At 74.7% G+C, this 9,991-nt stretch carries 7 protein-coding genes and 1 pseudogene; 7 read left to right on the top strand and 1 reads right to left on the bottom strand.

Annotated features, from left to right (window positions below; all coding sequences use genetic code 11):
• Positions 1–693, bottom strand: a pseudogene (locus ACFWOG_RS36115) (FUSC family protein); the annotation flags it as partial.
• 233 nt (positions 694–926) lie between these two features.
• On the opposite strand from ACFWOG_RS36115, the gene ACFWOG_RS36110 reads away from it, so the two are divergent.
• The 7 genes from ACFWOG_RS36110 to ACFWOG_RS36080 form a co-directional block, all read left to right on the top strand.
• Positions 927–1,883, top strand: a complete 957-nt coding sequence (locus ACFWOG_RS36110; protein ID WP_329876508.1) for a DJ-1/PfpI family protein — start codon at positions 927–929, stop codon at positions 1,881–1,883.
• A 191-nt stretch (positions 1,884–2,074) separates the two neighbouring features.
• Positions 2,075–3,073 (top strand): type I glyceraldehyde-3-phosphate dehydrogenase, encoded by a 999-nt coding sequence (gap, locus tag ACFWOG_RS36105; RefSeq protein ID WP_380363599.1) that lies wholly within the window; start codon positions 2,075–2,077, stop codon positions 3,071–3,073.
• Positions 3,074–3,346: 273 nt separating this feature from the next.
• Positions 3,347–4,852, top strand: coding sequence for an MFS transporter (locus ACFWOG_RS36100; RefSeq protein WP_329876512.1), 1,506 nt, complete (start codon positions 3,347–3,349; stop codon positions 4,850–4,852).
• A 244-nt stretch (positions 4,853–5,096) separates the two neighbouring features.
• Complete coding sequence (locus ACFWOG_RS36095; RefSeq protein ID WP_380363596.1) at positions 5,097–5,918, top strand: AfsA-related hotdog domain-containing protein; 822 nt, start codon at positions 5,097–5,099, stop codon at positions 5,916–5,918.
• Positions 5,915–6,583, top strand: coding sequence for a methyltransferase family protein (locus ACFWOG_RS36090; protein WP_380363594.1), 669 nt, complete (start codon positions 5,915–5,917; stop codon positions 6,581–6,583). Before ACFWOG_RS36095 ends, ACFWOG_RS36090 begins: the two co-directional genes overlap by 4 nt.
• Positions 6,580–7,272: a nitroreductase family protein gene (locus tag ACFWOG_RS36085; protein WP_380363592.1), complete on the top strand. Its 693-nt coding sequence runs from the start codon at positions 6,580–6,582 to the stop codon at positions 7,270–7,272. Before ACFWOG_RS36090 ends, ACFWOG_RS36085 begins: the two co-directional genes overlap by 4 nt.
• Positions 7,265–9,991 (top strand): PEP/pyruvate-binding domain-containing protein (locus ACFWOG_RS36080; protein ID WP_380363590.1); only part of this gene is annotated, 2,727 nt, incomplete at its 3' end. The genes ACFWOG_RS36085 and ACFWOG_RS36080, both read left to right, overlap by 8 nt.

Below are 9,991 nucleotides of genomic sequence, written 5' to 3'. Positions count from 1 at the left end.
CACCCGCCGGGCGCGCATCGACTCGCCGGCGGCGGTCGCGGCGCGGGCCGACGCACCGGAGAGCGGCCCGGGGTCCCGGGCCAGCGCTGCCGCGGTCCGGGCGGCGGTGGCGGCGGCGTCCGCGGTGAGCAGCCGGTAGGGCCGGGCCCGGGGTTCGGGCAGCAGCACCGTCTCGGCGGCGACGAGCAGCCCGAACCCGACCGCCGTCCCCACCAGGCGGGCCGGCAGCTCGTCCGGCGCGTACGGGGGGAAGCACGGGAGGATGTACATCAGCTGCAGCCCCGGGGCGGCGCCGGCGAGGCGCGGGCCGGCCACCGCGGCGAAGGCGAGGACGAAGCCGACCGCCAGCATGCCCGCCACGGCCGTCCAGGTGCGGCCCGCGAGGGCGGTGCCGGCGGCCACCAGCAGCCAGGCGACGGGCAGGACCCGGAGCAGGACGGCGGCCCGCTGGCGGCCGGTGCCGGGGATGCGGGAGAGCGCCGCCATCGCCACCGAGGAGAACAGGGCGTAGAGCGCCGCGACCGGCTCGTCGAGGCCGTACAGGCAGACGAGGAACCCGGTGGACGCGGCCAGCGTGACCCGCAGCGCCCGCCGACCGGCGAGCGCCGCCTCCCCGCCGCCGGTGCGCAACCCGTCGACGGCCCGGCGTACCGCCCGGAGCGGGCCACGGGGCGGCGGGGCGTCCTCGGACATCGGCTGCCTGCCCCTCGGATCGGCTGAGGCCCCCGTCCCTTCCATCCTGCCCACGGCCGGGGGAGGCTGCGAGCCCGCGGTCCCGGCGGTGGGGGCCTCGGGGCCGCCGTCGGTCCCGGAGCGGTCCCGTGTCCCGCCGCGCCGGCCCGCGGTGGCAGGATGCTTGCGTCCGGTGTCGTCCGGGTCAGGCCCGTGCGGGGCGCACGGCGGTCCCGGGAAGCGAAGGAGGCCCGATGGGCCGCAGGAACCACCACGTCGCCGTCCTCGTGCTGGAGGGCGCGAAGCCGTTGGACGTGGGCATCCCCGCGCAGGTCTTCTCCAGCCGGCCGAGCATGCCGTACACGGTGCGGGTCTGCGGCGCCGCCCCCGGGCTCGTGACCGGTGGGGACGGCCTCTCGTACCACGTGGCCGACGGCCTGGAGGCCGTGGCGGACGCGGACACCGTCTTCGTCCCCGGCTACCGGGACCCGGTGACCACGGAGCCGCCGCCGGCCGTCGTCGAGGCGCTGGTGGCGGCCCACGCGCGGGGCGCCCGGCTGGCGGCCATCTCGACCGGGGCGTTCGCGCTGGCGGCCACGGGCCTGCTCGACGGGAAGAAGGCGACGACCCACTGGCACTACACGAAGGCCCTGGCCGAGCGGCACCCGCGGGTGCGGGTGGACGAGAACGTGCTGTTCGTGGACGAGGGCGAGGTGCTGACGTCGGCGGGCGCGGCGTCCGGGATCGACCTGTGCCTGCACCTGGTGCGGCGCGACCACGGGGTCGGGCTCTCCAACCACGTGGCGAGGCGGCTGGTGGCCGCGCCCTACCGCAGCGGCGGGCAGGCGCAGTACGTACCGCGCAGCGTGCCCGAGCCCTTGGGCGACCTCTTCGCGAGCACCCGGGAGTGGGCGCTGGCCCACCTCGCCGAACCGCTGACGCTCGAAGCGCTCGCCCGCAACGCGCGGGTGTCGGCGCGCACCTTCTCCCGGCGCTTCGTGGAGGACACCGGCTACACGCCGATGCAGTGGGTGCTGCGGGCCCGCCTCGACGTGGCCCGCGAGCTGCTCGAACGCACGGACCTGGGGGTGGAGCAGATCGCGGACCGGGTCGGGCTGGGCACGGGCGCGAACCTGCGCCTGCACTTCCACCGGGTCCTCGGCACCTCGCCCACCGAGTACCGCCACACCTTCGCGGCCCGCGACGCCTGAGAGCGGTCTCCGGAAGCGATTCCGGCCGCGTTTCCGGCGGCGGAGAGGCGGCGGAGAGGGCGTGGCGGGATCCTTGCGCCCGGTGGCGCTGATCGTGGCGAGATCCTTGCGCACCGTGTCGATCAGGCCCCTGTCCGGCCGGTTCCCCGGATCCGATCATGGAGGAGCAACGAAACGACAAGGGAGCCGCAATGACCCGCATCGCCATCAACGGTTTCGGCCGCATCGGACGCAACAGCCTCCGCGCGCTGCTGGGGCGCGGCAGCGACCTCGAAGTGGTCGCCGTCAACGACCTCACCGCGCCCGACTCGCTCGCCCACCTGCTCAAGTACGACAGCGCGCTCGGCCGCTTCGACCGCTCGGTCGCGGTCGACGGGAACGACCTCGTGGTCGACGGCCGCCGTATCAAGGTGCTCGCCGAGCGCGACCCCGCCGCCCTGCCGTGGGCCGAGCTCGGCGTCGACATCGTGCTCGAAGCCACCGGCCGGTTCACCGCGGCCGACGCCGCCCGCGCGCACATCGAGGCCGGCGCCCGGCGGGTCCTGGTGAGCGCGCCGTCCGACGGCGCCGACGTCACGCTCGCCTACGGCGTGAACACCGACGCCTACGACCCGGCCTCGCACGTGATCGTCTCCAACGCCTCGTGCACCACCAACGCCCTGGCCCCGCTGGCGCAGGTGCTGGACGACCTGGCCGGCATCGAGCACGGCTTCATGACGACCGTGCACGCCTACACGCAGGAGCAGAACCTCCAGGACGGCCCGCACCGCGACCTGCGGCGCGCCCGCGCCGCCGGCGTGAACATCGTGCCCACCACCACCGGCGCCGCCAAGGCCATCGGCCTGGTCCTGCCGAACCTCGACGGCAAGCTGTCGGGCGACTCGATCCGCGTGCCGGTCCCGGTCGGCTCGATCGTCGAGCTGAACACGACGGTCGCGCGGGACGTGACCCTGGACGAGGTGCTCGCCGCCTACCGCACCGCCGCCGACGGCCGGCTCAAGGGCATCCTCGACTACGCGGACGAGCCGCTGGTCTCGGGCGACATCACCGGCGAGCCGGCGTCGGCGATCTTCGACGCGGCCCTCACCCGGGTCGACGGCAAGCACGTGAAGGTCGTCGCCTGGTACGACAACGAGTGGGGCTTCTCCAACCGCGTCGTCGACTCGCTCGAACTCCTCGCCCGCGACTGAGCCCCCGCGCCGGCGCCCGCCGGGGCGCCCGCCTGAGCCTCGCGCTCGGGCCTGGGCCCGAGCCCCCGCCCGAGCTCCCGCCCGAGCGCCGTCACGGCGCTCGGGCGGGAGCCGTTCGGGGGACGTCCGGTGCGTGTCGCCCGGGCCCGTGCGGGGGGCCGCCCGGATAGTGGCCTGGTCCGTCCGGCACCGGGCCGGGCGCAGGAGGGGAGCGGACGCATGGCCGGAACGCCCGCGGAATCGAACGGCGGGTCCCCCCGGCGGTGGACCGCCATGACCGGTATGTGCGTCGCGGCCGGCATGGTCTGGCTGTCGTTCGCGGACTTCGGAGTCGCCGTCCCGACGATCTCCGACGAGCTGTCGGTCTCGCTTCCCGCACTGCAGTGGGCCAACAACGCCTTCAGCCTCACCACCGGCGCCCTGGTGCTCGCGGCCGGGAAGCTGGGCGACGTGTTCGGCCGCAAGCGCGTCCTGGAGATCGGCCTGGTCCTGCTGGGCGTGTTCTCCCTGCTGGCCGCGTTCACGCCCGGGGTGGAGGGGATGATCGCCGGGCGGGCCGCGATGGGCGTCGGAGCGGCGCTGATCCTGCCCGCCACCCTGGCGCTGATCCCGCCGATGTTCCCCCTGAGCGAGCAGCCGCGCGCGTTCGGCGCCTGGATGGCGGTCGCCTGGGTCGGCCAGGCCGCCGGACCGGCCGTCGGCGGGGTGCTGACGGGACTTCTCGGCTGGCGCTCGACCTTCTGGATCAACGCTCCGCTGGCGGTGGTCGCCTGGTGGCTCGTGCGCCGGTCGGCCGAGGAGTCGACCGACCCGAACGCCGGCCGGCACATCGACCTGGTCGGCCTGGTGATCAGCGCCGCGGCGGCGTTCTGCCTGCTCTACGGGTGCACCGCCGGCCAGGAGGACGGCTTCGACGACCCGGTGATCATCGGCCTGCTGGTCGGGTCGGTCGTCCTGGCGGCGCTGTTCGTGCTGGTCGAGCGGCGGGTCCGGGACCCGTTGCTCGACCTCCGGCTGTTCTCGTCGCGGCCGTTCTGCGGGGCGCTGGTGGCCAACTCCGTGATGAACATCGTCTTCGCCGGTGTCAGTTTCCTGCTCACCCTCTACCTCCAGGAGGTCCGCGGGTACGGCCCCGTCGCGGCCGGCCTGTTGCTGCTGCCGTCCACGGTCACCATCCTGCTGTTCAACCCCTTCGGCGGCCGGGTGTCGGCGCGGCGCGGGGCGCGGCTCCCGGTGGTCCTCGGCCTGCTCCTGCTGGGTGCCGGCACCCTGGTGGCGGCCGTCCTCGGCCACTCCTACCACTACGCGGTCCTGGCCGCCGGGCTGCTGGTGCTCGGCGCGGGTCTGGGGCTGATGTCGATCCCGCTGTCGGACACCGCGGTGGCCGGTCCGCCGGAGGAACTGGCCGGGACCGCCTCCGGGATGTTCAAGGTCACCAGCATGCTGGGCGGCGCCTTCGGTGTCGCCGCGACGGTGGCGGTCCAGCAGGCGGTGGAGACCGACCAGGCGATCAGCCGGGCGCGGGCGGCGGGGCTCTCCGAGTCCGACGCCCAGCAGCTGGGGAACGCCGTCACGGACTCCAAGCTCGCCTCCCAGATCCTCGCCTCGGTCGACCAGGCCACGGCACAGGCGATCACCGCGGCCTTCCGCGAGGTCCAGGCGGTCGGTACCGGCCGGGCGATCGGCCTGTCCGGGCTGCTCGCGATCCTCGCGGCCGTGGTCCTGCCGTTGCTGTGGCGGCAGCGGCCCTCCCGCCGGGCGCCCGACCCGCAGCGCTGAACGCCGGGGCGAAAGGCAGGGCCCCGGGGCGGACGGCTTTACGGACGCTCGCCCTCCGCTCATCTGACGGAAGCTCAAAAACCGCACAGTACGGGACAATTGTCGGCTCTTACGTCACGTTCGGCCCGGCAATTTCCCGATGTCCCTTGATCGGGCAACTGTACGATGGCTACCGTCAACCTCCGTGAAATCGTTAGCACCTAGAGCCTCTTTGGCAACTGATGCATCATCAGGCCGCCTTGACGTGCCGGTTCTCGGCGCGAGCGGGAGTCCGGTACCGCTGCACGTGGACGAGGACGACCCCTGTTTCTTCGATCATCCGCTCGACCACGTCCCCGGCATGCTGCTGGTGGCGGCCCTGCTCGACCTGATCCGCGCCCGGACGCGGGAACAGGCGGACGCGGGCTTCGGACGGCTCCGGATCTCGCTGAGCTTCGACCGGATCTGCGAACGCGACCGGCCGGTGCTGCTGCACTGCGACCCGGTGCCGGCCGACGACGGACCGGCCTGGCGGCTGCTGGCCGACCAGGACGGCGAGACCGTCTGCCAGGCGGTCGTCGGCCTCGGCCGGACCGCGGCACCCACCGGGCGGCGCACCGCCACGGGCACTGCCGGGCCGGACGGTGACCTCCCCGCCGACGCCGCCCTGGTGCACCGGCGCCTGCCGGAGAACATCCTGCTGGGCACGGCCGTGCGCACCGAGCGGGCCGCCGTCCTCGTGCCGTCCGACGGGCACCGGCTGCAGGGGGACGCCGAGGGCCTGCACACCCCGGACGCGCTGATCGAGTCCGCCCGCCAGATGGCCACCATGCTCGGGCACACGGCGCACGGACGCGATCCGGACGCCCAGATGCTCTGGCTCAGCCTCGAAGCCGACGTGCCGACCGACCTCCCGACGTCCGTCCCGCTGGCGCTGCACTGGGAGTTCACCCCCGCCCGGGGCGCGCGGGCCGCCTACCCGATGGTGCTGGTCGACGCGAACAGCGGCGCGCCGCACGGCCGGATCGAGATCGTCGTCCACTCCCTCGACCGAGCCCGCTACGAGAGGCGGAGGGCCGCCAAGTGAGTACCGCGAAGTCCGTTGCCGGACACGGCCCTTCCCTGGCCGTCCAGGCACCCCGTCTGCTCTTCCTCTGCGCGGTGGCCGCGGTCGGCACCGGCGCGGTGGTCCACCTGCGCCACCTCGACCGCACGGTGGACCTGGTCGCCGGCCTCCTCGCCGTCTGCTACCTCGCGTGGCTCGCGGTCGAGATCCCCGTGACGTTCCGCAGGTCCGCGGCCCCGCCCAGCGAGTCGGCCACCCTGCTGCTCTACGCCGCGGCCCGGATCGCCACCGCCGGCACCGCCGTGCTGGGCCCCGTGCCGTGGGACGGCTGGTCGTGGGCGCTGCTCGTGCCGGCCCTCGTCTTCGTCGGCGGCGTCACCCTGCGACAGGTGGCGATCCACACGCTCGGCCGCTTCTACTCGCACCACGTGATGCGCCAGCAGGACCACCAGATCGTCACCTACGGCCTGTACCGGTTCATCCGGCACCCCGCGTACGCGGGGATGCTGCTGGCGCACGTCGGGTTCGTCGGCTTCTTCCTGAACCCGGCGAGCGCCGTCCTGCTGGTCACGCTCGCCGCCGCGATCACCTGGCGGATCCGCACCGAGGAACGGATGCTCATGAACATCCCCGGCTACGGCGCCTACGCGGCCGGCCACGCCCGACTGGTCCCGGGGCTCTGGTGACCGCGCCCACGGAGGTGCGGGAGGGCCGGCTGCTGCTGACGCCCGACGAGCTGCTCACCACGACCCGGACCGTCCGCCGGCGGCTGGACCTGTCACGCCCGCTCGACCTCGCGGTCGTCAAGGAGTGCCTGGAGATCGCCCTCCAGGCACCGAACGGCGGCAACACCCAGCACTGGCACTGGCTGGTCGTCACCGACCCGGACCTGCGGAGGCGGATCGCCGCCGTCTACCGCCGGGTGTTCGACGCCCGCTACCCGTCCGGCGAACGCCCCCCGGCCACCCCGGAGGAGGAGGCCACCGCGCGCATGGTGGCCAGCGGCCGTCACCTGGCCGTACACCTGCACGAGGTGCCGGTGCTGGTGATCCCGTGCCTGCGGCTGCGAGGCGGGCGCCTTCCGGCCGGCAGCCAGGCCGGTCTGTGGGGATCCCTGCTGCCGGGGGCCTGGAGCTACATGCTCGCCGCCCGGTCCCGCGGGCTGGGCACCGCGTGGACCACCGTGCACCTGGACGCCGAGCAGGAGGTCGCCGCCCTCCTCGGACTCCCCGACGACGTGCGCCAGGGTGCCCTGATCCCGACCGCGCACGTCCTCGGGGAGGGCTTCCGGCCGGCTGCGCGCCGGCCCGTGGAGAGCGTGCTGCATCTGGACGGCTGGGCCGGTCGAGCGTGGGGCGGTGGATCCGATGACTGACCTCGTGGTCACGGCGGAGGCCGGCGACGTCCTCGCCGACGCCGCCGCGGTGGGGAACAAGTTCGCCCGTCAGGAGCTGCTGCGCCGGGCGGGCTTCCGGGTGCCGGAGTTCTTCTGCCTGTCCGCCACGGCCTTCGACCGGGCGCTCGACGAAGTCCGGCCGCTCCTTCCGGACCTGCCGCCGGACACCGGCGACGAGTCCGCGGTCGTCGACTGGTGCGCGGCCGCCCACAAGGCCCTGACCGACCTGAGCGTCCCGCCGGCCCTGGCCGAGCGGATCCGGGCGGAGTTCACCTCCCTGGTCGGCGCCGACGGCCTGGTCGCGGTCCGCGCCTGCGTGGTCCCGGTCGCCGGCTCCGGGCCCGGGGGCGCCGGGGCCGGAGCGGGCGGCACCACGGACGACGCCGTCGGGGAGGACAGCGCCGTCGACCCGTTCGCCGGGATGAGCGACAGCTTCCTGTACGTCGACCTGGCCGGGCTCGCCGACGCCGTCGTCCGCTGCTGGGCGTCCGCCTTCAACCCGCAGGCCGTGCGCTACCGCGCGTTCCGGGGACTCGACCCGACGCGCGCCCGCGTCGCGGTCGGCATCCAGCGGATGGTGCTCGGCACCCGCTCGTTCGTCGCGTTCACCCGCGACCCCCGGGACGGCTCCCGTCGCCACCTGATCGCGGCCGCGCACGGCATCGGCGAGGGCGTCGTCCAGGAGAAGGCCGACATCGACCACTTCTTCCACGACCCCGCCACCGGCCGGGTGACCGCGCAGACCGTGCGCAAGCGCTGGTCGATGGGCCTGCCGGAGGACGCCGTCGCCGGAGCGCCGGTCCTGCTGGCGGTGCCCGCGGACCTGGCCGACCCGCCGGTCCTCGACGACGCGGAGGCCCGCACGGTGGCCGAACTGGCCGCCCGGGTGGAGGAACTGTTCGGCACCCCCCAGGACATCGAGGGCGCCATCACCCCCGACGGCGTCATCCACCTGGTGCAGGCCCGGCCGCTGGTGACCGCCCCCGCGGCGGGCGCGCCCGCCGCGCCGGACGGCGCCGGACCCACCGTGTACTGGGGCAACCACAACATCACGGAGAGCTTCCCCGGGGTGTCGGGCGCGCTCACCTACTCCCAGTCGCGCGAGTTCTACCGCCGGTCCTTCGGCGACCTCTACCGGCGGATGGGCGTTCCCGCACGGCTCCTGCGGGAGAACGCGCACCGGCTCACCCGGATGGTCGGCTACCTGGAGGGCCAGGTCTACTACCGGCTCGACGACTGGCACGAACTGCACGGCCAGATGCCGATGTTCGACATCGTGCGCGGCCTCTGGGAGCAGGGCATGGGCATCACGGGCCCGGCCCGCGGCACCCGCCGCCGGTCGCGGGCCCGGGTGGTGGGTTCGGTGCCGGGCCTGCTGTGGCGCACCGCCGCCCACCCGTGGGAGGTGAGCCGCTTCCTCCACTGGTGGGACCGGCAGATGACGGAGGCGAACGCCGTCGGTGACACCCCCGAGGAGCTGATCGCCCTCTACCGGCGGATCTGGGACCGGGCCGAGCGCAAGTGGGGCGTCACCCTGGTCAACGCGCTCATCGCCCTGCTCGTCCTGCGCTCCGGCACCGCCCTGCTGCGCCGGTGGACCGGCCTCGGGCCGCAGGCGTTCGTGGCACTGCTGGTCGGCGGCAAGGAGAACCGGTCGCTGGAGGCCGTCCGCGCGGCCATGGCCCTGGGCGAGCTCGTGGGCACGATTCCCGAGCTGCGCCGCGCCGTCGTCGAGAACGACGACCCGCGGCAGGTGTGGACGGACCTGACCGCCGGCCGCTACGGCGAGCCCGTCGCCGACGCCGCCCGGTCGTACGTCGCGCGCTACGGCGACCGCGCCCTGCACGACCTCAAGCTGGAGGAGCCCACCCCCCGCCAGCACCCGTGGGCCGTCGTGCCGCTGATACGCCCGCTGGTCCGCCAGGGGGCGACCGTCGCCGCCAACCGGGCGGAGGAACGGGCCGCCGCCGAGCGGGCCCGCGCGAACCTGCGGGAGGTCTGCCCCCGTCCGGTGCGCCGCGCCGTGCTCCTGGCGCACGCGGCGGTGGCCCGGGACCTCGTGCGTATCCGTGAGGACACCCGGTTCTGCCGCACCCAGCTCTTCGGGATCTCGCGCGACGTGATGTGGCGCCTCGGCGCGGAACTCGCCCGCACCGGCGTGCTGGACGACCGGCTGGACGTGGCGGACCTGACGGTGGAGGAGGTCATCGGCGCCTTCGACGGCACCGGGACCGTCTCCGACCTGCGCGCCCTGGCGGCGCTGCGCCGGGCGGACCGCCTGCGCTGGACGGAGTCCGAGCAACGACCCAGCCTGCTGGGCGTGCCCGGCAACCTGCCGCTGGTCCGCGCACTCCCGTACGCCGCGCCCGTCCTGGGCGACGACGCCCGCGACGACCGGGTGCTGCGGGGGATCGGCTCCAGCGGGGGTGTGGTCCGGGGCCGCGCCACGGTGGTGCTCGACCCCGGCGCCGGTACGGACGTCGACGGCCGGATCCTGGTGGCCCGGGAGACCGACCCGGGCTGGCTGTTCCTGATGATGTCCGCCAAGGGCCTGGTGGTCGAACGCGGCACGCTGCTGTCGCACACCGCGATCACCGGCCGCCTCCTCGGCGTCCCGACGGTGGTCGCCGTGCCGGAGGCCACCAGGGCGATCCCGGACGGTGCGTGGATCGAGATCGACGGGAGCGCCGGCACGGTC

Origin of the sequence: Kitasatospora sp. NPDC058406 (genome assembly GCF_042722765.1) — a bacterium.
GTDB lineage: Bacteria > Actinomycetota > Actinomycetes > Streptomycetales > Streptomycetaceae > Kitasatospora.
Note: the sequence above shows the minus strand (reverse complement) of the source record. Positions and strands in the feature narration are given on the sequence as shown.

Excerpts from the sequence above, each read along its gene's own strand:
- ACFWOG_RS36100 (WP_329876512.1), top strand. The coding sequence starts at position 3,347 with ATGACCGGTATGTGCGTCGCGGCCGGCATGGTCTGGCTGTCGTTCGCG.
- ACFWOG_RS36110 (WP_329876508.1), top strand. The coding sequence starts at position 927 with ATGGGCCGCAGGAACCACCACGTCGCCGTCCTCGTGCTGGAGGGCGCG.
- gap (WP_380363599.1), top strand. The coding sequence starts at position 2,075 with ATGACCCGCATCGCCATCAACGGTTTCGGCCGCATCGGACGCAACAGC.